The 24,894-nt window shown below is 64.4% G+C and carries 18 protein-coding genes and 1 pseudogene; 4 read left to right on the top strand and 15 right to left on the bottom strand.

Going from position 1 to position 24,894, the window contains the following annotated elements; genetic code table 11:
* Window positions 1–42 precede the first annotated feature (42 nt).
* The 15 genes from Q7W02_28930 to Q7W02_28860 all read right to left on the bottom strand — a co-directional run bounded on the left by Q7W02_28930 (window position 43) and on the right by Q7W02_28860 (window position 18,718).
* Window positions 43–1,050 carry a methyltransferase domain-containing protein gene (locus tag Q7W02_28930; protein MDO8480151.1) on the bottom strand — a complete coding sequence of 336 codons (1,008 nt, stop codon included), beginning with the start codon at window positions 1,048–1,050 and terminating at the stop codon, window positions 43–45.
* 32 nt (window positions 1,051–1,082) lie between these two features.
* Window positions 1,083–2,318, bottom strand: coding sequence for a hypothetical protein (locus Q7W02_28925; protein MDO8480150.1), 1,236 nt, complete (start codon window positions 2,316–2,318; stop codon window positions 1,083–1,085).
* Between the two features lie 59 nt (window positions 2,319–2,377).
* Entirely contained in the window at window positions 2,378–3,568 is a 1,191-nt protein-coding gene (locus Q7W02_28920) for a glycosyltransferase (protein MDO8480149.1), read from the bottom strand.
* On the bottom strand, window positions 3,565–4,824 hold the full coding sequence (locus tag Q7W02_28915; GenBank protein MDO8480148.1) for a phenylacetate--CoA ligase family protein: 1,260 nt from the start codon (window positions 4,822–4,824) through the stop codon (window positions 3,565–3,567). The genes Q7W02_28920 and Q7W02_28915 overlap by 4 nt, the downstream gene beginning before the upstream one ends.
* 221 nt (window positions 4,825–5,045) lie before the next feature.
* Complete coding sequence (locus Q7W02_28910; GenBank protein MDO8480147.1) at window positions 5,046–6,596, bottom strand: DUF362 domain-containing protein; 1,551 nt, start codon at window positions 6,594–6,596, stop codon at window positions 5,046–5,048.
* Window positions 6,593–7,864, bottom strand: coding sequence for a glycosyltransferase (locus Q7W02_28905; GenBank protein ID MDO8480146.1), 1,272 nt, complete (start codon window positions 7,862–7,864; stop codon window positions 6,593–6,595). The genes Q7W02_28910 and Q7W02_28905 overlap by 4 nt, the downstream gene beginning before the upstream one ends.
* A gap of 143 nt (window positions 7,865–8,007) precedes the next feature.
* Window positions 8,008–9,489 carry an O-antigen ligase family protein gene (locus tag Q7W02_28900; protein ID MDO8480145.1) on the bottom strand — a complete coding sequence of 494 codons (1,482 nt, stop codon included), beginning with the start codon at window positions 9,487–9,489 and terminating at the stop codon, window positions 8,008–8,010.
* Window positions 9,486–10,283, bottom strand: coding sequence for a class I SAM-dependent methyltransferase (locus Q7W02_28895; GenBank protein ID MDO8480144.1), 798 nt, complete (start codon window positions 10,281–10,283; stop codon window positions 9,486–9,488). The genes Q7W02_28900 and Q7W02_28895 overlap by 4 nt, the downstream gene beginning before the upstream one ends.
* A 19-nt stretch (window positions 10,284–10,302) precedes the next feature.
* Window positions 10,303–11,103, bottom strand: coding sequence for a WecB/TagA/CpsF family glycosyltransferase (locus Q7W02_28890; GenBank protein ID MDO8480143.1), 801 nt, complete (start codon window positions 11,101–11,103; stop codon window positions 10,303–10,305).
* Window positions 11,100–12,182, bottom strand: a complete 1,083-nt coding sequence (locus tag Q7W02_28885) for a hypothetical protein (protein ID MDO8480142.1) — start codon at window positions 12,180–12,182, stop codon at window positions 11,100–11,102. Before Q7W02_28885 ends, Q7W02_28890 begins: the two co-directional genes overlap by 4 nt.
* A gap of 78 nt (window positions 12,183–12,260) precedes the next feature.
* Window positions 12,261–13,670, bottom strand: coding sequence for a sugar transferase (locus Q7W02_28880; protein MDO8480141.1), 1,410 nt, complete (start codon window positions 13,668–13,670; stop codon window positions 12,261–12,263).
* A 30-nt stretch (window positions 13,671–13,700) separates the two neighbouring features.
* Window positions 13,701–14,648 (bottom strand): CpsD/CapB family tyrosine-protein kinase, encoded by a 948-nt coding sequence (locus tag Q7W02_28875; protein MDO8480140.1) that lies wholly within the window; start codon window positions 14,646–14,648, stop codon window positions 13,701–13,703.
* Window positions 14,645–15,664: an AAA family ATPase gene (locus Q7W02_28870; GenBank protein ID MDO8480139.1), complete on the bottom strand. Its 1,020-nt coding sequence runs from the start codon at window positions 15,662–15,664 to the stop codon at window positions 14,645–14,647. The genes Q7W02_28875 and Q7W02_28870 overlap by 4 nt, the downstream gene beginning before the upstream one ends.
* A 7-nt stretch (window positions 15,665–15,671) precedes the next feature.
* Window positions 15,672–17,303: a hypothetical protein gene (locus tag Q7W02_28865; protein MDO8480138.1), complete on the bottom strand. Its 1,632-nt coding sequence runs from the start codon at window positions 17,301–17,303 to the stop codon at window positions 15,672–15,674.
* Entirely contained in the window at window positions 17,300–18,718 is a 1,419-nt protein-coding gene (locus Q7W02_28860; GenBank protein MDO8480137.1) for a sigma-54 dependent transcriptional regulator, read from the bottom strand. The genes Q7W02_28865 and Q7W02_28860 overlap by 4 nt, the downstream gene beginning before the upstream one ends.
* Window positions 18,719–19,174: 456 nt before the next feature.
* Here Q7W02_28860 and Q7W02_28855 point away from each other — a divergent pair, with 456 nt between their 5' ends.
* From Q7W02_28855 to Q7W02_28840, 4 genes and pseudogenes are all read left to right on the top strand, one after another.
* The gene (locus tag Q7W02_28855; protein MDO8480136.1) at window positions 19,175–23,314 is read left to right on the top strand and encodes a DUF2791 family P-loop domain-containing protein; all 4,140 of its coding nucleotides are present in this window, start codon (window positions 19,175–19,177) and stop codon (window positions 23,312–23,314) included.
* A 277-nt stretch (window positions 23,315–23,591) separates the two neighbouring features.
* Window positions 23,592–24,008: a response regulator gene (locus Q7W02_28850; GenBank protein MDO8480135.1), complete on the top strand. Its 417-nt coding sequence runs from the start codon at window positions 23,592–23,594 to the stop codon at window positions 24,006–24,008.
* A 102-nt stretch (window positions 24,009–24,110) separates the two neighbouring features.
* A pseudogene (locus tag Q7W02_28845) lies at window positions 24,111–24,287 on the top strand (hypothetical protein).
* Window positions 24,288–24,630: 343 nt separating this feature from the next.
* Window positions 24,631–24,894: PilZ domain-containing protein (locus Q7W02_28840; protein MDO8480134.1), on the top strand; the 264-nt coding region annotated here is incomplete at its 3' end.

The raw sequence follows: 24,894 nt of genomic DNA, 5'->3' as shown, positions 1-24,894 counted from the left end.
GCCGGTTCCAGAGACGAAAGACGAGCGGCCACCACATCAGAACTATACCAGCGATTCGGTACATGTGGCCGGCTCGCTGAGCTGCGGGGTTCCGACCGCGCGCTTCCTGCCGCGGACCGCCACCTCAACGTCACGCAGGTCAATGTCCACGAGTCCGGCCTCCCGGAACCAATGGAACACCTCCGGATAGGAATGCTTGAACTGGTACGGCGGTGAGTACCAGTTAAAGGTGTCGAGGACACGCCAATCGTAGCTATCGTAGCTGTGCGTCTTGGGGAGCCCATGGAAGACAAAGCCGGGGAGGAGCATGTGCCACAGGGACCCGAACGGGATTCGGACGAGGCATGCCGCGCGGCAGAGCGCGTAGAGAAGACGCGCCGGCATCCGCGTCGTGACGCTCCGGAGGACGCGATCGCGCCGTTCCTCGATCCCGTCGGGAGGGTAGGCATGCAGAGAGTACACAGAGACGGCGATCTCACCGCCAGCACGCAAAAGTGGCGGCAGGCAATGAAAGGCCTTCCTGGGATCCGGAGTGTGATTGAGGACCCCGATGCTGTAGATCAGGTCGAAACACTCTGGCCGAAACGGTAGCTCGAAGACGCTCGCCTGGATGGCTGTGAAGCCATCGTGGTGGGCAAGATTCGCCCGGGCCGAGTCCACGGCGTAGCTCAGCTCAATGCCGACGACGCGACCGCCCCAGCGAAGCACGACGTCGGCGAAACGACCCATGCCACAGCCGACGTCAAGCACGAGCCGCCCGCGGACGTCATCCGGCGTCCAGCCCGTCTTCTCGGCGAACGTGCGTTCCGAGAGAGCGCTGCTCGCGCTGTCCAGCTGGGTGGTTCGGTGAAGCCTCCACTCGTGGCTGAAATTGGCTGTGTACTGGTCATCCGAGACGAAGCGCGGGATTCCGTTGTGAACAGGGTAGCTTCGTCCACACTGGCCGCAGCGAAGGGACGGTTCAGAGGGCTCCGCGGCAACGAGGGACAGCTCTCCGCGATCGGAAGGACAGCACAGGATGTCGAGCAGCCTCTTATCGGTTACGATCATCAGTCCGAGCCTCCGTTAAGGGGAGCATGCGATTAGCACAGTGGATCGGGATAGGTAAGGCGCGGCCATCGCACGGACGCGATGGTCCGCGGACCCGCGTGAGCGATGTCGCACTCGAGCGGCAACCCGCTACGAACAGAAACCTCGACCATGTCGCAGCGGTTCATTACGAAGGAGAGCCCGATCACGTCGTCGGGCGATGGCTCGTAGGAACCGTACACCGGGTCGTCGACCGATTGGATCACGATGACGGTGCGGCCGCCGAGCCGTGAAGTGGTAAAGCGGACCGAATCGCGGACCGTCAGATATCGCAACAGGCGATGGGTGGTGGTCACGTGAATCTCGCGCCGCTCGTGCATGGCTGCCAAGCGGCGGAATGCCGTCTGGGTGCGCTCACCAAAAGGACAGCCTGGGTCCGTGACCTTGCCTAGATGGGTGTAGAGGGCACACACCCCCTCGCGATGCACGAGCTGGTCAAGGAAGGTCTGGGTCAGGACGGAGGCGAACCCGTCTGCGGTCGCGCCAATCCCGGGCCCTGCCCAATGAGGGTTCGAGCGGAGAAACTCCCAGACGGATTGACCGTCTCGGAGTCTACTGGGACGGCAGAGCCGGTTCACCGCGTGCATCTCCCAAGAAGTGTGAGAGAGCCGACCGAGCCCGATTTTGACCGCCTGCTTGGCCGCTGTGCGAGTAGAGTCGACCGGATGGGCCGGGTCGATAATGCTCGTCAGGTTTCGCAGCCTGATGGGCGTGTCCTGTCCCGTGATCGAGGTGGTCCGCCCACGCCAGACGTAGCGAATCCCGTAGGCAACCGTGAGGTCGGCGTGGTAAGCCGTAGATCTTGGCACGTCACCGCTGCCGTGCATGATGTCGGGGCCGAAGTTCGTCGGGGCCGTGGAGTGGTCCACCCAGACCTTGAGCCGGCATCCCTGGCGGACCAGTTCGGCGAGGACGCGCTCCGCGTCCCGGCGGGTCAGGGCATGGTCACCGTATGAATGCATGCAATCGATGTGGCCGGTGTGCATGAGGGCCCGGGCCATCTCACGGCCGGCTTCATCGGTGCCGAAATACGAGTACTGATCGGTTGGCATCATGAAGTATATGGAGTTTCCGACCTCGAGGCCCACTCCAGAGCCCATTGGTGTTGGTTCCGTGGTGTTCAGGAACCGCATGATCTCACCGTACACCCTCCAGTTCGGGGTTTCGTCGAGGTCACTACAGATTGCCATCATCGCCCGATACGGGTGGGGATACTTGGCCAGCGCCACCGTGCCTGGCTTCTCGGTCATGTTACTTGCAGTGGCTGGCAAGAGAAGCATGTCAAGGCTCAGCTAGCCCGAGAGAAACTGGGCTGACGGCCGGTCTTTCGAAGCCAGGTCTCTTCGTAAAGCGTCCCAATCGCCGATGCCCACCGAGTCAGGGAGTATCGCTCCAGGGCCGCGTGGCGGGCCTGTGCGCCGGCAGTGTGGAGCACCGTGGGATCGCGCAGCAGGCGGCACACGCGCCCCGCCAAGGCCGCGTCGTCACCGAGGGGCACGACCGCGCCGCCCGAGGCGTCATCCAGGATCAAGGCATTGTCCGCCACGTCGGTTGCCACCACCGGGACCCCGGACGCCATCGACTCGAGGACGACGTTGGGTGTGCCTTCGCGTTGGCTTGTCAGGACCGTGACATCACAGGCATGGTACAGCTGCTCGACGTCTGGGCGATTCGTCAGGATGAGCAGGCGGTCGGCGAGCCCAAGTTCACCAAGGAGACTCCGCAGTGACGCCTGATAGGCGTCGGCAACGGCACCATTCCAGGGATGCCAGGGCACGTAGCTCACTGACAGGAATCGCGCCTCGGGGTATCGCTCGAGAATGCGCATGGCGGCCCGGAAGTACATCGCGTGATTCTTCTGCGGTTTGAAGCTTGCGAACATCCCAATGACCGGAGCGGCTCTCGGGATGCCGAGCCGTTCACGGGCGTGAGCCTTGTCACCGGGCCTGAAACGCTCCGTGTCGACCCCGTTGTGGACCACGGCTACTCGGTCCTTGGCGAAGCCTAGCCGCTCAATGGTGTAGCGTTTGCCGGCGTGTGAATTGGCAATTACGAGGTCCACGAGCGGACGGGTCAGGCGTTGGACCCGATCCTTCATCGGCATCGGGGGGTAGTCCGAGTTCCGTTCGGAGGCGATGACCGCGGGCACCTTGGTGAGCCAACCCATGACGCGACCGATAATCTCGGCGTCGAAGAGAAAGGAGTGGACGACGTCGATCGACCGGCGACGCAGCAGCCAGCCAACCTGGAGGAACGGGATGGGATCAAACCTGGCCCGGCGCTTTGCCATCACGATCGGCGTCAGACTTGGGCTGAGATCGAAGAGCGTGCGAGTACCGTCGAGGCAGCACAGGAGCGGTTCGAATCGGCGGCGATCCAGGTGCTTCGCCAACTCGACCACCTGGCGCTCAGCGCCTCCGTAGTGCAGGCTGCTCGTCAGGAGCATCACCTTCAACGGCAGAGAAGGATTGGGTTTCATTGCGAGACGGATACGTCATTGGAGTGGTTCCCGCGTGGATCGAGGGAACCTGGCGAAGACGAGGGCGCGGCTCGGACTACGCGCAGTTGCTTACCGGTGGGTGTCAGCTGAAGCTGACCGCACACTTCGAGTGTCACGTAGACTTGGCCTTGCAGCCGTGCGTTTACTCGGGAGAGTATGAATTCACGATCTTGGTGGGTTAGCGACCTTGCGGGGATCACCCTCAACACGGCTCTGCCGGGCTCCGACTGAAAAAACTGGTAACCGTGTGTCGCTTCAAATGTGTCATCGTGTACGTTGAAGGCCGTCATCGAGATGGGCGAACCATCCTTGGCGGTCAGATCGCCCTGGGGCCACCGACCGTCGATGCGAGACAAGAGAGTCTGCTCTCGGCCGCAGGCCTTACATGTTTGTCCCGAGAAGACAGCGTAATCACCAGTCCTATACCGAATGAATGGCATAACCGTATTGATGAAACCGGTACCGACGATCTCACCTCGCTCACCGGGTGTCGTGACCGCCTTGCCGTCAGGATCGAGGAGCTCGAAGTACCCGTACGTCGGCCAGACATGATAGTCTGCGGATCCCTCGCATTCAGCGGCCAAGACTAGCTTCTCCGAGTGACCGTACCAAGAGAAGAATCGAACCCCGAAAGTCGACTCGGTATCCATCCGGTCGTTGGGATAGACATTCTCGGATCCTGCGAGTATGCCTCGTATATTCGGCGGGGCTGGGATCTTTGCTTCTTCGAGGAAGCGGGCGAGGGTGTAGACGGAGGAGGGATACGCAAGGAGATAGCAGGGTCCCAGAGTGGCGATGTGCTCGAGGTAGCGACGCATGTCCTGGGCAGACCTGTGGAAGTTGCTGTAGTAGTGGCGGCGTAGTAATGGGTCGTACTCGTGTCGCAAGCCGTTGCGTCGAGGCCTCACGACCTGCCCGCGGAAGACGGCCAGGGGCAAACCGAGTCGGTAGCCCGCGCGCTCCCAGCTCGCGACGAGGTAGGCATACTCGACGGCAGAACGGTCCGATCCTGCTAGGAAGCGCAGTGGCTCCCCGGAAGAGCCCCCGGTCGCGACATAGTCGATGCCTGAGGACCCGTACGGTACCGCGCACATGGAATTCATGTGTGTGCGGATCGTCTCCTTGTCGATGGTCGGCAGGGAGGAAAAGTCTTCCAGCGACTTGAGGTCCCCTGGCGTGAACCCGGCTTGGCGGAATGTCTCGCGGTAGTAGTCGGTCTTCTCATAGGCTAGCAAGCAGATCTCTCGGACACGGGTGAGCTGGTACTCTCGTGCTCTCTCGGCTGACCACCACTGTGCCTCTCGAGCAAAAGCCAGATGGGCTCTGAAACGAGCACCGAGCAGGTGCGACATAGGAATGATCGCTGTGGCCTGTCCCAAGAGACTCTTCAAGAAGGGCGGTGTGCGCTCCCAGAGGTTCTTCCGCGAAAGGGCTAGGTGCATCGGCATGGCGGAGTTCAGACGGCAGATAATGGCCCTTGTCGAGTGGCTGGCGCAGCTGGGGTGATGGCGTCAGTGACTGCAATGTGGCCAATCCAGCCGAAGTGAGGCCTGAATGCCAAGCAAGGCCCTTCAATTTGATTGAGTAGGCGATCGTATTCATCGACGTTGGAATTGCAACGGATTGCGGCGTGCGGAACAACGTTTAATGGATAGGGATGATCATTTGAGGCGTTGGAAAGCACCGGAATCAGGTGATAGTCGAATCCCATGATCCGTGTGCACACCAGATCCACTGCAAGAGGGTCAAGTCCAGCGACGATGAGACCCGCTGGACGCGGATCACTTCCCATTGGGCCATTGCCCTCGCCGGCGACGACACCGTCCACCACGCTGAAGTATCGGCGCTGTGGCTGATCGTGCAGGACCCCGGCGCCATCACCAAAGCGAAGCGCCCGGTTCAAGTCCAGAACCATTCGCCACGTGGTGTCGTTGCCGTACCAGTTCCCGGATCGTATGCGATCTGTGGTGGTGTCTCCAAAAACAGCCCGCCCGATCCTCTTTACCGGACCTGCCAGATGTCGACGAAGCGGTCCCAGCTTCGGAAAGTGTCGCTTGAAGGTGGCCAGCAAGACATGTTCGAGGCGTTCGGAGAGCCCGGATTCAGCGTACTGGTCGCCGCCGGTTGTAGGAACTCCTTCACGGTGGTGAGGCAGCCAGTTCTTGTTTCCGTTGATACCGACTAAATTCTTTAGGCTCAACGTTACGCCGACCTTCTTGTGGGTCTTCATCTTCGGAAGGTTGATGAAGACGTCAGCGGCCAGAATTGTCTTGGAGATCAGGTACTCTTGGGTGTCGTCGTGGTGATGGAGAGTGACCTCGTTCACGTCGTACTCGCTGCCGTACAAGCGCGGATTCGTGTGACTAATCGGGAAAAACTCCGATGCTCGACCCAGGTTGATGACCGCATACCCAGCGGGGTCACCAGGGAGTGGGCTGTGCGCCACAATGACGCCATCCACCTTGCGAGCGTATTCGGGGCGAAGATCGATCACATCGACCTGGATCGGAGAATGCTCTCGATAGAAAGACTGTATCGTGAGCAAGCCGGTGACGGCCATCAAGCGCTCGAAGGAAGCGTCGCACTGCGGGGCATCCGCGATAACAACGCGCCCCTGGCCCTGGAGAGCGATTGCGACATAGTCGAGGACGGCCCGTATGACGCTTCCGTGCGTGAGCATGCTGACTACGTCGTCACCACGAGTTTCATGGAAATCACAGATGAGATTCGGCTTGAGGACTACCGTGTCGCCCGGCCTGACGAGCTCGCGCAGGGGATTCCAATTCGCCGTACCGAGCCCATGGGGAAAGAGAAGGCCGAGGGCACCGCGAACCGCAGCGTAAGCCGGATTGTCAGGTCCGAGGGCCGAGGACCCGAAGACATACTCAGGATATGGCTCAGTTGGATGATACGGCGGGGTATCCGAGTAACGACCGGCACCCTGATAAGCCGCAATATTCGAGACTTCTGGCATCTTTGACGTCCTCTCGTTACGTAGTGAGCTCATAGGCGTTTCTCGTCGGCGCCCGGTGAGTTCGTGGAGGTGGCGACGAGTCTTGACAGACTCTCGGTCCACTTCGCGGTAACGACGTCGAGGCTGGTTTGCCGGCTGGCTGCTTCCGTTGCGGCGTGGGACTGGCGGGCCCAGAGTGTGGGGTCTTGCAGGAGCAACGCGGCTCTGTGGGTGAACTCGGAGACACTGTCGGGCTTCACCAGGAATCCCGTCACCCCGTCGATGACGAGGTCGCCAAGGTCGCCGACATCAGCCACGACCGGCACCACTCCCGCCGCCATGGCCTCGGCCATGGCAATGGACAGCCCCTCAGATTGCGATGTCAGAACGAAAACCTTCGAGCGAGTCAGGATCCGCTCCACATCCTGGATCTGACCGAGGAAATCGATGGACTGCTCGATGCCGAGCGCGATGGCGCGCTCACGGGCGGCGTTCAAAAGAGGCCCATCGCCCACAACGGCGGCGCGGACTGTCGGCAGCTGTCGCCGCAGACTTGCCACGATATCGACGAACTGTAGCGGCTGCTTGATTGCGGCGAGGCGGCCGACGAACACGAGGTCGTACTCGCGGTCGGGTGCAGCCGGCTCGCTCAAAAAGGTTACACTCCCGGTGATGACTGTGACGGGACGAACTCCCCGATCTATCAGGAACGCTCTTGCTTTGCTGCCACGCACAACCACGAGATCGAACTCGCGCACGACCGCAATGGCGAGGCTCTCGAGCAGTCGAGACCCTCGCCCGAGCTTCGCCAGGAGGCGGTTCTCGCTGTAGGCGCCGCCGCCCACGATCTCGATGGGCCCCCCCGTCATTTGGTAGCACGCCGGTCGTCCGAGCACTCTTGCGACGATCAGGGCGGAAATTGCGCCAGGGAATAGATGAAATCCGATCAACACGTCAGGCTTGAGATAGAGACCGCATGCGAGCAGGCACGCAAACTTCGACACCGCACGTCCGATCAAGCGACTCATCCCGTGTGCCGGACACCAGAACCGCACCTTGTCGAGCGCCACCAATGGCTGGTCAGTGACAACAATGACCTCGTCCACTCCCGAGCGCGTCAGCGGTATGACATGTGAGAGAAACCATTGTGTATTGAAGAACGTTGCTGTCACTACGATCCGGCGGGTCGGGGTCCAAGGCCGGCGTGGGGCCAGCCGGCTCATACGACAGACGACCAGCGTTCCGAAATATGCGCACGCGACCACCGTGTATGCCAACAGCGAGCGTAGCACGCTGAGTGTGCCGCGCACTGTCGACTGCATTCGGTCATCCGGAGATTTGCTCGTCGGTGGAGAGTCGGTACGTCGCAGGGACGGGCTGTCCTCGGGCTTGAAGGCGCCGATGGCGCTGCTGGCCCGGACGGCCCGCGGCGCAAAAAGAGACGGCCGCGCTCGTGCGTTCAGTTTCATAGTGGCGAGTCGATGGATCCGCTGTTGGAGGGCGCTAGAACTGGATCCGGGCGCGTCTGCGGCTCTGGACTGGCCGCGGGTCGCCACCATTCCACGGGGCGAGTCGGTTTGGTCGGACGGTTCGCACGGTCATGCATCGCAAAGCTCAGGTTAGCGCGGGCACGTTCGACCGAGACGCGCAGCATCAGGCCGATGGCACACCACATCCCGAGCGTGCCCTCTCGCGGATAGAAGGACTGGCCGGTGATGGACCCGGCGAGCTGTGCGATAACGAGCGCGGATGTGACGCCACCAATCGCGGCGAACACGCGACTCCGGCGGTCCCGAGTCAGGGACAACGAATGCGCGAGGATGTAGGCAAAGAGGGCGAGCGTCACGGCGAGGCCTAACAGCCCGTTGTCGAGCAGCATCTCGAGGTACGCACTGTGGGGATTGCCGACCCCTCCTTCCTCGGACGCGATCGCGAACGAGAGTCCAGTACGCTCCATGGCTACCCGCCCGTAGCCGAGTATCGGTTGTTCGGCGATCTTGTCGATCACTGGGGGCCATATGAGGTTCCGTCCGGCAGTGAGCCTCTCTAGGTCGACTTCCGCAGAGGAACTCGTGTTGGTGCTGTCAGAGATGCCTTCGAAGATTCGGTCGGAGACACCGGGAAGCAGAGAAAGACCGATCGCGAGCACCGGGGCCAGAAGAAGATACCGTGGCCACCTCAGGAGAGTGAGAGTAAGGCCAGTGACAGCCCATGCGACGTAGCCGCCCCGCCCGGCCGTCAAGACCTGCGTAAGCACAACTAAAAGGGCACCGAGCAGCAGGATAATTCGGCGGTGCAGGGAGACCACGAGAGATTGTGCTGCGAATATTGCCCACGAGGCGCCTGCCAGCATGACGGAGAGATCGACTCGATAGTAGCCGATCTCCGGGCGAAGAATCTTCATACTTTGGCGGGCGAGCATCTCGTGATTTGCGATGGCGTCAAGGGGCATCCACCTAATGACCTGCAAACTCAAAAGGACGTAGAGAGAGAGGATTGAGGACAAGCCCCACAAAAAGCGGGACCGGCTGCGACAGCCGTCGAACAGCAGGAGTCCCGGGATGACCCACTTCAATGTGTTCACGAGGTACTCACTAATGAGACCGGCGGTGCTGGCATCCGTGGGAAGGCCCTGCCGGTCGATCATGAGCCGGACGAACGCTGTCGTCACGACGGCCACGAAGGCCAGCAAGAGAAGCACGAACGTGCCCGGCGGATGCCCAACGAGTCCGTCGCGCCCGCGTTGGGCCAGCCAGGCCAAGATGATCACGAGGAGCAGCAGGTTCCAAGGGTTCACCCCCTGGATGCCGAACATCGACCTGGGCATGTCGGGATGCTCGAGGAAAGCCATCAGGACGATGAGAGCGCAAAGCGACTTGTACCAGTCCTTCCAGGCGTAGAGGCCGACGACAAAGAGGGCTGTCGAGAGGAAAATAAGGCGGATCATAGCTGCTTAGACGCCGCCGAGGTAGCGACGGAGTTCGTCACGGCTTCGGGATGGGGGCCCGTTTGTGAGATGGGCGACTGGAGCCGGACAGATAGCCTCGGCCTGCGCAGGATCAGAATGCAATCCGTAGCCTCCGCGTCGATGATGCCGATGGAGAGAAGGCAGACGAGAACGCGCACAACCTGCCAGGGCTTGCCGACGAGCCCGAATCTCTCGCGAAACCGCCGCTGCATGCCCGACTCGTAGGTGGAGAAGAGGTCCACATCGAATGCGTGGTGCGTCGCGAGCCTAGCAATCGACCGGGGTGCGATGGAGTAGCACAAGTAAGTCGGACAAACCTCATAGCCCGGAGCGATGCCGGCTCTCTGGCCGTAGATGAGCCGATGGACCAAGAAGTGGAAAGAAAGTGGCGTGTACTTCGCGACCAAACCCTTGAGCGATAGGACGTTAGGAAGTGCCAGGAGAATAAGACCGCCCGGCTTGACAGCCCTGAGGAACTTTCTGACCACATTCGTTGGCTTCGCGAGATGCTCCAGAACGTCCCAGCAGACAATGAGATCGTATTCAGAATCCCCCAGGTCGGAGGTTTCGAGATTCGCCTGGATCCCCTCGTGGATTGTCGCGTTCTGCGCAAGCGCTTCGGCGGACACGTCGATTCCGACGATGCGAACGTTGCTGCCGAGTCTGATGTTGCTGAGCGAACCACAGCCCGCCTCAAGGACCCGTAGAGGGTGCGATTGTCCCGCGACGAAGCGGTCGAGCGCTGACTGTATTTGAGCGCTCGGGTCGCTCATGATCGGGACCGGGGGCCGATCATTTGTGGCCACGGGGGAAAAGCGAAACGGGTGGAGAGAGAAGCCGTCGCCGCACGAGTTCGGACAAGACCATCGCGCAGAACAGGGTGTTGGTGACCAGATACCGGCGCCAGAGCCGCCGCGGTTCTTGGCAGACGCGGTAGAGCCATTCGAGACCGAGCCGTTGCCAGATTAGGGGAGCTCGCCGAACCTTCCCCGAGAGAACGTCGAGTGAACCACCAACGCCGTGGCACACCGAGACGCCGAGCTGGTCACTCCAGCGGGCGAGGAAGCGCTCCTTCTTGGGTGAGCTCATTCCCACCAGTAGGATGTCCAGTTTCGCGTCAGAGATGGCTGCGACAAGGCCGGGCTCCTCCTGGCTGGTGAAGTAGCCGTGATGGTGTCCGACCACCTCCACGTGTGGGTAGTCCCCGGCGATCCGGGCCACAGCCGTTGCCAGCACATCTTCGCTCGCGCCGAGGCAGTAGATTCGATAGCCGTGTTCGTTGCCGCGGCGGAGCATCCCGAGCATCAGGTCGATCCCGGCGACCCGCTCGGGCAGGGGACGGCCGAGGAGCCGGCTGGCCCACACAACCGGGACGCCGTCGGCCAGGATCAGGTTGCACGAGAGCACGTCGGCCCGGAGTGCCGGGTCACGCCGCATGTTCACCAGTTTTGCCGCGTTGACCACGCCGATCTGCAACCGGCCTCGGCCGACGATGGTATCGTCGACTCGGTCGAGCACCTCCTCCATCGTCAGGGCATCGATGGGGACCCCGAGGATCTCCTGCTTGGTAGCCTGCACGACCGGAACCATCATTGCGGGATCGCTCGCTCGTCCCATCGAGCCGCGCGCCCGGCCGGCCACGCGTGGAGAAGCCAGCCCAGGTGGTACGGACGGTCCTCGTAGTCGACGACGCACGGCGGGAAGAGGATGTCCAGGCCGGGTGTCCTCAAGCTGGGGTGAAGGCGGCTTGCGGCCGCCTGAGCGTAGCGCGAAAGCTTCCGAGGCTCGCGACGGGCCACCTTTCGCCAGATCAGGTCCGCGCCCTCATCGATCAGCGAGCCGCCGCCGAGCTCCGGCGCGTGCGCAAGCCAGCCGAGCCCCCGTGCGATCGGCGAGCGTAGGTCGATAGCGGCCGCGCGCTCGAGGGCGAAGAGCGCCATCGGAGCCATCGCGTCCTGATGGACGGCGTAGACGGGGTATCGTTCGACGACATCGCCGGTCCGGCGGTCGTAGTGCCACCACCACTGCCCGTCGGGACCCTGACGGGCGCAGAATTCCCGGGCGCAGTGCAGGGCAACGTCGCGCGCCTCCGCGTCGCCGAAGAGCTCCGCGTACCGCGCAAGGGCGTGGACCGGGTACACGAGATCAGCAAAGCAGCAGACGTGCCCGCGGAAGCCGCCGGGCCGTCCACCCATGCCGTGAGGGAACATCCCGGAGCGGGGTTCGAACGCGGCGATCAGGCGGCGGGCCAGCCGGTTGCGAAGGGGCCCGACCGGGGCGTCAAGGTCGGCGCAGAGTGCCGCCAGCGTCCACGCGACTTCGACCGTCGGATGAGCGGCCTCGTCCGGCTGGAGAGCGAGCAGGCGCTCGACCACTGACCGGCGGTCGGGGTAGCCGACCGCGCAGGCGGCCCAGAGGACGAGGGCCACGTCGCCGAGGCTCTCGAGTGCGGCCACTTCGCTGACGAGACGTGCACACGCCTCGCGCACCCTAATGCCAGCCAGGACCGAGGCCTGCACCGCCTCGTCCTCGCCGGCAAGCCCGATAAGGGCGATCGCGGTGTAGCGATGACTCGAGCCCTCCAAGAGGAGCTCCTCGCCCCGCCGCCGGACCCGGAACGCGAAGAGCCCGTTCTCCGGCCGGTACATTCGTGCCAGACCGCGGATGGCCATAGCGCGCAACCGGGACACCGGTGTGACCGGGAGGCGCATCGTGGAGGTGGACGGTGCTGGAAGGCTCATGTTGGGAGGTTAGTTCGCGCCCTTGCCGCTCAGCACCGCCGGAATGGTCTTGAACAGGATCTTGAGATCCAGCCCCAGCGACCAGTGCTCGATGTAGTAGAGGTCGAGCTCCAGCCACTTGGAGAACGGGAGGTTGCTCCGCCCGGAGACCTGCCACAGGCAGGTGAGGCCCGGTTTCACGCTGAAGCGCTTGCGCTGGATGCCCTTGTCGAAGAGATCCACGTCCCGCAGGGACATGGGGCGCGGCCCGACAAGGCTCATCTCACCGGTCAGCACGTGGAGGATCTGGGGCAGCTCGTCGAGGCTGCTTCGACGCAGAAAGCGGCCCACCTGCGTGATCCTCGGGTCGTTGGCGATCTTGAAGATGGGGCCCTTGGCCTCATTCAGGTGCTCGAACTCTGCCTGTCGTCGACTGGCGTCTTCCACCATGGTCCGGAACTTCAGCATCCGGAAACGGCGCTTGTGAAGGCCGACCCGCTCCTGCATGAAGAAGACCGGACCGGGCGAGTCCAGCTTGATGGCCAGGGCGATAAGGCCGATCACGGGCAGCAGCGGGACGATGGGGGCCGCGATAGCGAGATCCATGAACCGCTTGACGAGGAGCTGCCATTCTCCTTGCGCGACAGGCTCGAGGGTCAGCAGGGGAATTGGTCCAAGCGCGACCAGCCGCGTACGCGCAGCATGGACATCGAAGACGTCAGCCATCCAGCAGAGCTTGACCCCCTCTTCTTCGCAGGCCTGCGCGATCTTGTCGACGTCTGGGATCATCGCGCGTGGGACGGCCAGGATGACCTCGTCGATCACGTTCCCCTTCAGGATGGAGCTGATGTCGCCGACCGTGCCTAGCACGGAGGATTCGAGCACGCGGTCGCCCACTTTCGTCGGGTCTGGGTCCAGGTGTCCGACGATGCGGATGCCCCACTCCGAGTTCTGGAGAAGGGTCTCGGCCAGCCGCCGTGCCCGGTTGCCACTGCCGACGATCAGGACCCTGCGGAAGTGTTCGCCTCGTTGGAGCGAGCGGTGGAAGTACCAGACGACGCCGAGGCGAATTCCAACGAGGGCCAGAAGATCCGCGGCCGCGAATGTCACCACGACCGCACGGCTCACGTACTGGACCTTGAAGAGGAACAAGATCGTGAGCAAGGCGGCGAGGCCGACCGCCACCCCGCGGGTCACGGCCCAGGCGTACTGGAGCCGTGAGGTCATCCGTGGGCTCCGGTAGGCGCCGAAGAATGTGAGAAAGAACATCCAGAGCGCCAGGACGAAGGGAAGAAGGGCGACGTGAGACAGGAGGTCCACGGGGTCGTCGTCCAGGAGCGCATTCCGGACCCACGACGCGGCCAGGAACACGAAGATGGTCACAGCGACGTCCAGCAGCGTCAGGACACGGTGCAGTCGCTCGGACCGTTCTTCAAACATGGGTCCGCACCCTGGTCACAAGCATGAGGCTCACCGCCCGCCTCCGCGCCGCCGCTGGAGCATCTGCCCGACGCGCGTCACGGCGCGGCCCAGCCGGCCGCGGTCATGTCCGTTGGGCGAGCCATGGGCCGCGTAGGGACCTCCACCGTAGTAGCCGTAGTACCCGTAGAAGCTCGAGGGCGGTTGGTCGTCCCCATTGAAGATGAGGCCGAGTATCTTGCCGCGCTCCACGACGTTGAGCGCATCGCCGACCAGCCGGCGGGGCGTGTGGTGCGCCGACACGACGAGAAGGAAGCCGTCCACCCAGCGGGCGATGACCCGGCAGTCCTGGACGGGGCAGAGCGGGGGAGCGTCCAGCACGATGTAGTCGTAGCGGCGGCGCGCCTCATCGAGGAGCTCGCCGAGCCGGGGCGCTTTGAGCACCTCGTAGGGGCTTGGCGGCACCTCCCCAGCCGGGATCACGGACAGGTTGAACGGGGGGCGCGGCCGGGCGACCTGCTCCAGGGTGACGGTGGGATCGAGGATCGCGTTGACCAGGCCGGGGCCATCCGACCCGCCGAGCGCGAGGAGGCTGGCCACCGAAGGACGGCGGAGGTCGGCGTCCACGAGGAGGACGCGCACGTCCGGCGCCTGCGCCAGCGCGCCGGCCAGATTGATCGCCGTGATGCTTTTCCCGTCGCCCACGCCCGGGCTCGACACGGCCACGACGCGAAGGTCGCGCGTCTTGTGGAGCTGCTCCACGGTGTGGCGGAGGGCCCGGTACTGCTCCGCCTCGAAGGCCGCCGGGGCGACCAGGCTGACCAGATGGTCGTCCACGCCACCGGCTGAATCCGCCGGCGGCCGCTGGAGCGTCACAGGCTCAGCAGATTCGATCTCGGGGGCTGGGGCGGCTGTCGGATCCGCCGAGCGGGGCGCCCCTCCTCGCTGAAGGGCGCGGTCCCGCTCCGCCTGCTCGAGCGCCTTGAAGAACTTGCTCATTGCCTGAGAAAGCTGCTCGCAGCGTGCGCGAGCCCGGAAAGAGTAGCGGTGGAAAGATCAAAGACCTGCCGCAGCGCGTCGCGGTGCGCGATCGTCAGCGCCGCCGCGCCGCCTATCAGCACCGCGCCCGCCGCGGCCAGGGCCCAGCGGACCAGCGCCCGGCCCCAGGTATGGAGCAGGCGCCGCGGCTTCCGCGGTCGCCGCTCGCCCTCCTCGAAATACTCGATGGCTTCCTCGACGATTCTGCGATCGACCCGACGGATCTGGTCAGCATAGCCGATAAGCAGGCAGTGGTCACAGACCGTATTGATGAGCCGCGGGATTCCGCCCGAGTACCCGGCAATCCGCGTGATCGCCACATCCGAGAAGAGCCCCAGGTTGGTCGCCCCGGCGATCCGGAGCCGGGTGCGGATGTAGTCACGGGTCTGGTCGGCGGTCAGGGGGAGGATGCGGCAACGGAGGCCGATGCGCTGCTTGAGCTGGCGCAGCTCGGGGCGATTCAGCTTGTCCAGGAGCTCCGGCTGGCCGGCGAGCACGATCTGCAGCAGCTTCTCCGTATGGGTCTCGAAGTTCGAGAGGAGCCGGATCTGCTCGAGGGCGCGGACGTCGAGATTTTGCGCCTCGTCGAGGACGAGCACCGTGTTCTGGCCGGCGCGCTGGCGCTCGATCAGGAAGTTGTTCAGGGCGAAGAGCCTTTGAGCGTGAGACTCACCGGGCTTGGCGACGCCGAAGTCCTCGAGGATGTACTCGAGAAGCCCTTCGAATGGCAGGGTCGTATCGAAGACGAAGGCCGAGGCGGTGTTGCCATCCAGACGGCTGAGCAGGGTGCGCAGGAGCGTCGTCTTCCCCGTCCCGACCTCGCCCGTCAGGAGGATGAAGCCCTTGTGTTCCTGGACTCCGTACAGGAGGTGGGCGAGGCCCTCTTGATGCCCTGGGGACGCATAGAGAAAGGCGGGATCGGGCGTCGGGTTGAACGGCTTCTGCCGCAGGCCGAAGAACGCGAGGTTGAGCGACATGGGCTCGTCAGCTCCCGCCGCCCGCGAGGATCTGGACGAGCTGCTCGTTGCCGTGCCCGATGAAGTAGGAGGCGCCGGCAATGAGGACCAGCCCCAGCATTGCCCCTCCCGCCACCAGGCGAAACCGCTGCTGCTCGCGCTGCCGATCGGCGTCGGTCACGATCTTGGGAATGCTCACGAGGACCGGCACGATGCTGAAGTCGCGGAGCTCGTTCGCCGAGTGGAACGAGGTATCGAGCATCTCGGCGACCACGAGCGCCCCGCCCGCGAGGCCGAGCGAGAGGACGAGGCTCACGACGAGCAGCCTGAGGCGGTTCGGCGCGGCCGGGATCTGCGAGGGCATGGCCGGCTCCAGGATCCGGAACTGCTCTCCCTTCTGCCGTTGCTCCATGCTCTCGGCGAGCTGTGCCGCCTCCTGTCGCTTCCCGAGCGACTCGTAGAGCTGCTTCGTCGTGTCGTAGTCCCGCGAAACCTCCTGGAACTCCTGCTCGCGCCGAGGCGAGTTCTCGACCCTGGCCTGGTAAGCCGCGATTCCAGTCCGGAGCCGCTGCTGCTCGGCCTTGAGAATCTTGATCTCGGCCTCGGCTGACTGGAGAGCCTCCTTGAGGCGGAGAGTGTACGGGGTGGCGGGCAGGGCCGACCCGGCATCCTTGGCCGCGGGCTCGTCCGTGGCGCGCTCCAGCGCCTGGATCTCCCGCCTGAGCCGCATCACCGTGGGGTGCGCCTCCGTGTAGTTGGCGAGCGCGGTCGTCAGGTCAAGCTTGAGCCGGCCCAGCCGCTGGGCCCTGGTCTCGTAGATCGGCTGAGTGCCGGGCGCGGAGCCCGGCTGGGCGCCGAATAGCTGGGGCATGGAGGCCGCCTCGGCGAGCTGAGCGTTGAGGTTCTCCCGTCGCTCGCCGGCGCGGAGCTGGTTGTCGCTGTTGAGCCGGAGCTGGGCATGGAGCGCCTCGAGGGTGGCCAGGTTGGCCGGCATCTGCTGGGGCAGCTCGCCCAGGTAGCGGCGCCTGAATTCGCTAACGCGCGCCTCGAGCTCGTCCAGGCGCTTCCGCGCCTCGCCGCGCTGCACCGTGAGAAAGTCTGCCGTGCCTGTGGACTGACGCTCGCGGAGCTTGAGGTTCTCCTCGATGTAGAAGGACGCGAGGGTGTTGGTGACGAGCGCAACCGTTAGTGGGTCCGGCCCCCGGTAGGAGAGCGCGAAGGCGGTCGTGGCGCTCGGACGTCCCCTGGTGTTAGTCGTCTTCAGCTCGAGCTTGATGTCTTTGCGCATCCGCTCGACGATTTCTTCAGTTGGGTCCTGTTTGCGCAGGCCGGGATAGAGGCCGAACCGGGTGATCAGGGCCTCGAGCCGCGAGCGGCTGAGGATATCCTGGCTGATGGTGTGCAGCCGGGTCTCGAGTTCGCTCGTCACCGTGGCCTGGACGAAGGCCTCGGGGACCTGCTGCCGCTCGACCAGGACCACGGCCGTGGAGCGGTAGAAGGTTGGCAAGGAGAAGATCACGCTCGCCGCGGCTGCAAACGGGAAGGCGAAGACAAGCACGGCGAGCCACTTCCGCCGTCCCCAGGCTGCGCGCAGGCGTTCGACCGCGACGCCCTTCTGGGGCTTGTCTTCCTCGACGATACGCGTGAGGTCGTCCGTCATGGCCCGCTCGAGGGTAGGCGCTCGCGGTCGAGCGCGGCGTCCTTGATCTTGTAGAGCAGGGCCCGGTAGCTGATGTTGAGGAGCTTGGCCGCCTGCAGACGGTTCCACCGGGTCTGCTCGAGAGCGCGGAGGATGGCCTCCCGCTCGGCCGCCATCGCCGCCCTTTTGGAAACGGCCTTGAGCGAGACGGTACCGGGCTTGGCCGCGGGGATGGGTCTGTCGGCTTCGTCGCTCCCCAGGCCGCTAAACATCGGGCTCTTGGTCAGCAGCGAGTCACCGAGGACGATCATTCGCTTCACCGAGTTCTCCAGCTCCCGGATATTGCCCGGGTACCGGTGCCGCATTAGCCGCTCCATGGTCTCGGGCGGCAGCGTGAACCCCTCCTGCTGGAAGAGCCGGGCGTAGCGCCGCACGAAGTACTGGACCAGGGCCGGAATCTCCTCCAGACGGTCCCTCAGCGGGGGGACGACGATCTGGATGACATTCAGGCGGTAGTAGAGATCCTCCCGGAACTGCCCCGCGGCGACGGCCTGCTCCAGGTTCTGGTTGGTTGCGGCGAGCACGCGCACGTCCACCTTGATGATCGAGCGGCCCCCGACCCGAGAGAACTGCCCATCCTGCAGCACGTGGAGCAGCTTGCCCTGCAGGGCCGGGTGGAGATCGCTGATCTCGTCGAGGAAGATGGTGCCGCGGTCGGCCGACTCGAACTTGCCGATCTTGAGCTGGTGGGCCCCGGTGAAGGCCCCGCGTTCGTGGCCGAACAGCTCGCTCTCGAGCAGTTCCCGGGGCACCGCCGCGCAGTTGACCTTGACGAAGGGGCCGTCCTGCCGGACCCCCACCTGGTGAATGCTCCGAGCCACCAGGTCCTTGCCGGTGCCCGTCTCACCGCAGATGAGGACCGTGACGTCCGCGCGCGCCGCCTGGCCGATGATGTGCCGGACCTCCTGCATCCCGGCACTGCTCCAGAGGGAGATCTCCTCCTGGAGCCTGCGGTGCGGGTCGTCCTCGACCGCGCGCCCCCAGCCCCGGCGCGGCCGGGCCAGCCCGTTCTTGATGGCGTTGTCGAGCTCCTCCGGGGTGAACGGCTTCTGGACGAAGTCGTCGGCGCCCAGGGCCGCCGCTTCGGCGGCGCCGTGGAGCCCGGTTCCGTTGGTGATAACGATGATCGCGCCGGGGTCGCCCCCCTGGACCCGGAGCCGCTTGAGGAGCTCGTTCCCGTCGGCGCCGTCGAGGTCCAGGTCGAGCAGGCTGAAGAGGAAGTGGCTGTGGGCAAGGACGGCAAGCGATTCGTCCACCGAGCCTGTCACGACCGGCTCGTATCCCCAGGTCTCCAGGAGGCTGGTCAGATGTCGTCGGGCGATCGGGTCGGTCTCCACCACCAGCACGAACCGCTTCTTCATCGGCTCGCGGTGCATGGTCCCGTGCCCTCGAAGTTGCGGTTTATGTTCACGAGCCTTCACATAAAGCAAACAACGCGCCATGTCGAAGACCTTATTTGAATTCATTAGTTCAGCTTCGTGAATAGAGAGATCTTCCGAGAACGTAAGACTTTCCGACTGCCTTGAGCACGGTCCTCACTCGACGATCATGGTGTTTTGTAAACTGAAGCGACATTCACAGTGCAAACATTTGCGGACGAGTATGCGGCTCGGGCCACTGGGCTCCGCTTTTGGTGCCGCAGCCTGCCACGACAAGAATTGAATCCCGAAGCGGTCGCTGGATTTTCGTCACAAACGCCAGCAATTCGTCTGAATCGCCCGGGATTCGTCGGTGGCCATTGAAGACTGGCGAACTATCGAATAGACTCGGCCCCCGCCTTGGACGGGCGTGCTCCCGTGTGGCCTAAGTGCGGACAAGCCGGAGGAGGAGAGATGGCTGCGATCGAGCATGGGCGGTTCCTGGATCCCCGTGGTGTTGGCATACAGGATTTGATCGGAGAAAGCCCGGGGATGATCCTGCTGCGCGAGCAGATTACCCACCTCCTGCGTCGGCAGTCGCCGTCACGGCGATTGCCGACGCTGCTCATCCAGGGTGAGACGGGGACAGGCAAGGGCCTCCTCGCACGGGCTGTCCACAATGCGAGCGCGCGGTCGAGCCAGCCGTTCATCGACGCAGATTGCCTGGCCATCCCGGAGACCCTGCTGGAAGCTGAGCTCTTCGGATTCGAGCGTGGCGCCTTCACCGACGCAAAGCAACCCAAGCTCGGCCTCTTCCATGCTGCCAGCGGCGGCTCGATCTTCCTGGACGAGGTGGGGCTGCTGCCCAGGACCTTTCAGGCGAAGCTCCTCAAGGTGGTGGAGGAGCGGGGGGTCCGGCGGCTCGGGAGTACGCGCGTCGAGGTAGTGGATCTCTGGGTCATCGCCGCCACCAACATCGACCTGGCCACGGCCACGCGCGAGGGCGCCTTTCGCGAGGACCTCTACCACCGGCTGGCGGCCATGACGCTTTTCATGCCACCGCTGCGGGAGCGCGGCGGCGATATCCTGCTGCTGGCAGCGCACTACCTCGGACGAGCGTGCGCCGAATACCACCTGCCCCTGAAAGTGCTGACCGCAGAAGCACAGGCGGCCCTCCTGGCCTATCCGTGGCCGGGCAATGTCCGGGAGCTGGCGAACATGCTCGAACGCGTCGCCCTGCTTTCGGGAGACGTGTCCATCATCACACCGGACCTCCTTGGTCTGCGCCCGCCTGCCGGGCCCGCGAAGGGCGTTCGCGAGCCCGAACGGTCGCAACTGAAGGTCTCGGTCGAGGGCTTCGAGCGGGAGAAGCTGCGTGGGGCTCTCCGGGAGACGGGCTGGAACGTCTCCCTCGCGGCTGTTCACCTGGGACTGCCCCGCAACACCCTCCGCTACCGGATCGCCAAGCTCGAGCTTTACCCGGGGAAAGCCGGGACGGTCCTCGCACCGGGAAGGAAGCCTCCCGGCAAGATTGGTGAGAGGTCGGGGAAGGTCGGGCCCGGCGCGCCTGCATGGACAGAGGACACCTGGCAGCCCCGTCAGGGGGTCTACCTGGCTGCTTCGGTATCGCAGGCGGGCACTGATCCCGGCCAGGTCAGCCGCGTCCTGGAGAGCATCGCCGACAAGGTGCGGCGCTTCGGCGGGCGGGTCGAGGGGATGACCGGCGCCGAGCTGCTTGCCCGCTTCGGCTTTGATGGACTCCATATGGAGGACGGGCCCTCATGCGCAGCCAACGCAGCCCTTGCCGTGCAGAAGGCCGGCGCGGACGGGTACCCGGACGGCTCTAGCCCGTTCACCGTGCAGCTCGCCCTGCACGTGTCGACGGCGCGGGTCCGGGACGGGGACGATACGCCGGAGACGACCGGGGGGCGACAACGGCCGGGAGCGGTGGCGCTCGGGATTGTGCTCGAGCATTCGGAGCCCCAGTCCATCCTCGTCGCTGCCGACGCGGCGCGTTTGCTCCACGCACAGTTCGAGCTCGAGCCCGTCGCGGCTCCGGGAGATGGTCGGGATCCGCTGTACCGACTCGTCAGCCGTCGGCGAGCGGGATGCCATGCGCCGGGCCAGCCGCTCGCGCCCTTTATGGGCCGGGAGCACGAGCTCTCGATGCTGGACGCCCTGCTCGATCAGGTCGAGCAGGGCCAAGGGCGGGCGGTCGGGATCGTGGGCGAGGCTGGGATTGGCAAGTCCCGACTGCTGCGCGAGTTCCGGCAGCGGGCGGTCCAGAGGGGCTTCGTCTATCGCGACGCGGAATGCGTCCCCTCCAACGGCGCCATGGTCAACGATGCCGTGATCCAGATCCTGCAGCAGGCCTACGGGATCACAGAGAGCGACAGCGGCGGCACCATCTGCGAGAAGGTCCGCCATGGGTTGGAGGACGCGGGCCTCGATCCAGACGAGTGGGCCCCGTACCTCTTGTCTGCCGCAGGTGTCTCGGCCGGCACGGAACGGCTGGCCGGGGTCAGCCGCGAAGCGATCAGGGCCCGGACCATCGAAATGCTGCGCCGGTTTGCGGTCGAACGCAGCCGGTGTGCACCGCTGGTCATTGCCATCGATGACCTGCACCTGGCCGGGAGAACCGCCGAGGAGTTCCTGCTCTCTGTCAGCCAGGAGCTGCCCAGCTCCCGAATTCTCCTGCTGACAACATATCGGCCCGGGTACCGGCTCCCGTGGGGCGACAGGCCGTACGTAACCCAGTTCGGCTTGCAGCCGCTGTCGCGCGGGAGGAGCTTCGGGCTCCTGCGCTCCCTTCTGCCGGCTTCGCTGCAGCCGAAGGGCCTGATCCACCGGATCCTGGACACCGCGAACGGGAACCCGTTCTTCCTTGAAGAGCTCGCTCGGGGCGCTGTCGAGAAGCAGGGTGAGGGCGACGAGCTCAGAATGACGGATGCCATCCAAGGGGCTCTGCTGCCGCGGATGAGCCGCCTGAGCGCCGGAGCCCGTCGGCTGCTGCTGATCGTCTCGGTCATCGGCGACTGGGCTCCGGTGCGTCTGGTCGAACACGTGCTGGGCAGGCCACGAGGCCTCGCTCCCCTCCTGGCCGAGGTTCGGAAGCACGAGCTCCTCCACGAGGAGAGCCGGCGCGGAGAGACCGTGCTGCAGTGCAATCACCCACTCATGCGCCGTGCCGTCTACGAATCCCTCCCTGTCGAGGAGCGGCGGACGCTGCACGCGGCCGTGGGTGCGGCCCTCGAGGAGCTGCATGCCGGCAGGCTCCAGGAGGTGTACGAGCTCCTCGCCTACCACTACGGCAGGAGCGCCGATTCAGCGAAGGCGATCGCCTACCTGCCGCACGTGCTCCAGACGGCGGGTCGGAACTGCACCCTCGGAGACACCGCGGCGGTATTGGATCATGCACTGGAGGACGCGGCGCGTCTGCCAGCCGGCGCTCAGCGCGACCGGCTCATGGTGGGTCTGGTGACCCACCAGGCCCATCCCCTCTTGAAGCTTGGCCGGCTCGAGGGAGCCCGCGACCTGCTGCTTCGCCACCTGCACTGCGTTGAGGCCCTCACGGACCCGCGGCTTGCCGGACCCTTCTTCCTGGCGCTTGCCGGAGCGTACGGCCTGTTGGGAGAGGCGGCCCCGGCTGCGGTCTGGCTCCGGCGGGCGGCGGCGGAGGCCGGCCGCTCCGGGGACGCGACCACGCTGGCAATGGCGAGCCATGGGCTCGCGCTGGACTGTTTCTGGGCAGGACGCTTCGGCGAGGGGACCGAGGACGGCCGGGCGGCGGTCGCCCGGCTCCGCAAGCCGCGCGAGCGGTGGTGGACAGGCCAAGCGATGTGGGGCATAGGCATGAACTGCATCGCCGCCGGAAATCTCGAGGGCGCCATCGAGGTGGAGGAGGCGGCGTGGGAGGTCGCGCGAGAGACGGGCGATCCTCGGCTCGAGTGCTTCACCGGGTTCGCGAAGGGGTGGGCCCACGCGCTCCGCGGAGACTGGGAGGCAGGCGTCGCGGCCTGCCGGCGCGCTGTCGAACTGGCGCCCGACCCCCTGGCCACAGCAGTCGCTCGGGCCTGGCTGGGGGCCGCCTGCCTCGAGATGGAAGATCCGGAGCAAGCGGCCGACGTCTTGGTACAGGCCTATGACAAATTCCTCGGGTGGAAGTGCCGACCACTGCACGCATTAGTCTGCGCCTGGCTGAGCGAGGCCCTCCTGGGGCGAGGGCACGAGGAGCGGGCACTGGAACTGGCCGAGGAGGGACTGGCCCTGAGTGATGAGCTTGGCTTCCCGTTCGCTGGGGCGCTGGCCCGGCGCGCCCTCGGCCGCATCGCCCGGGCCAGGGGCGTCCTCGCTGAGGCAGAGGGCCATTTGGAGGGGGCCCGTCAGGCTTTTCAATCCATCGGCGCGGCCTACGAGGGCGCCCGCACCCTGCTCGACCTGGCCGTGATTGCCGACGCATCGGGCCGACCGGATGCGGCGGCGACCCATCTGGCTGCCGCGCAGAGGGCGTTCAGCGATCTGAAGGTCCCCTTCTATGCTACCCACGCGGCGAAGCTGGCTGACAACCTGCAGGGACCGGCTCAAGGCTCGCTCGAACTCAAGAAGGGCGTCTAGAAGCTCCCGACCAACGCTCCTGTAAGCTTCCCCTCCTGGTAGACAGTTCGACGTTAGACTTTCCACGGGGGTGACGTGGGTTCCCGTCGCCTCCGAGCTCCATGAGGCTGCGATCCAGACGGTGCCGCCGTCTCTCAGGCTTGGTGTCACAGGAGGGATGAGAAATTGGCTCCATAACGGAGATCCCGGCTCAAAGGGAGTTCTTTGCAAGATATGGAATCAGCACCCAACCAAGTTCGAGACACGGAATAGGTCATCAAGAAAAGGAGCATGTAATATGAGTCATAGTTTAATCGTCATTGTGGAGGATGATCAATCGGTTAGGGAAGTGCTTCAATTGGCCATCGAATTAGAGGGCTACGAAGTCCGAACGGCCAATAACGGAGAAGAAGCGTTTTCGCTTCTGAAGGAACTAAAAGTGCCCTGCTTAATCCTCACCGATCTGATGATGCCTAAGATGAATGGTTATGAATTTATCGAACTAGCGAGTCAAACCCATACGATTGCCTCAATTCCTATTGTTATTGTGTCCGCAACACCTAATGAATCAGAGGTGAAGGTAATGACGGAGTCGGGGAAAATCAAAGGTCTAGTCAAAAAGCCGGTCAGTTTGGACTATTTGATGAGTATCGTCCACGAACACTGCGGTACACCGCCAGTCCGTCAAGATACCAAGAAACCTGTCAACGAGTAGGGGAGATGTGGAAATTAAAGATAGGACGAGCTGACCGACGGGACGGTCCGCTCCGTGGATGCCGCCACGGAGGCCGAATCGGTCCATATCGGAAATCCCGGTATAGATGCGGACGGCTTCTGGTTCGTTACCGGGCGCTCGGACGAGACGCTGAAGATCGCGGGCAAGCGCGTGGGGCCGGCGGAGGTCGAGTCGGTGCTGGTGAGCCATCCGGCGGTGGCCGAGGCTGCGGCGGTCGGCGTGCCCCACGAGATCAAGGGCGAGGCCGTGGTCTGCTTCGCCGTGCTGCGGCTGGGTGATCCGCGCGAGCCACCTCGGCAAGGATCCGGGCAATCTCTCCTCCCTCGACAATCCGGGCGGCGTCAGGGCCATCCCCGAGGCGCGCTGAGGAATCCGTTCCGGGAGCAGCACCGCCGGGCGATGGCAAGCGTGACCATCCATCCTTCTGATCCTCCAAAATTCGTCCTGACCCTCCAAGATTCGTCGGTGATGCGACGACAAGCGCCATACAGAAGCGTGGCGGCATCCTTGAGTGCTCCACAAGTAGCGGATTTTGTAGCATGTCCATCAGCCGGCGACGACGGTACGTCGCTTGCTACAGATTCACAGCGGGGGAACTCTCATGCGCGGCAAATTGCGGCGGTCGGAGTCGCGTCGACGACCACGGGCCAAGGTCAACTGGCCGGTGGTCGTGGAGCTGGACGATCGGGTGCTTCACGGCAGGACGATTGACGTGAGTCAATTCGGCGTCAAGCTGCGCCTCGGGGAGCGGCTGGAAGACGCTTCGCTTGTGACGCTGCATCTCAACCCGCCCCAGGGGTGCCCCGTCGACGCCCAGGCGATCGTATGGCGAACGGATGACGACGGTCCAGTCTTCCTCTTCCTC

The sequence above is a fragment of the Candidatus Rokuibacteriota bacterium genome (assembly GCA_030647435.1).
In the GTDB taxonomy this organism is placed as follows: Bacteria; Methylomirabilota; Methylomirabilia; order Rokubacteriales; family CSP1-6; genus AR37.
This window is presented reverse-complemented; position numbering and strand designations above follow the sequence as displayed.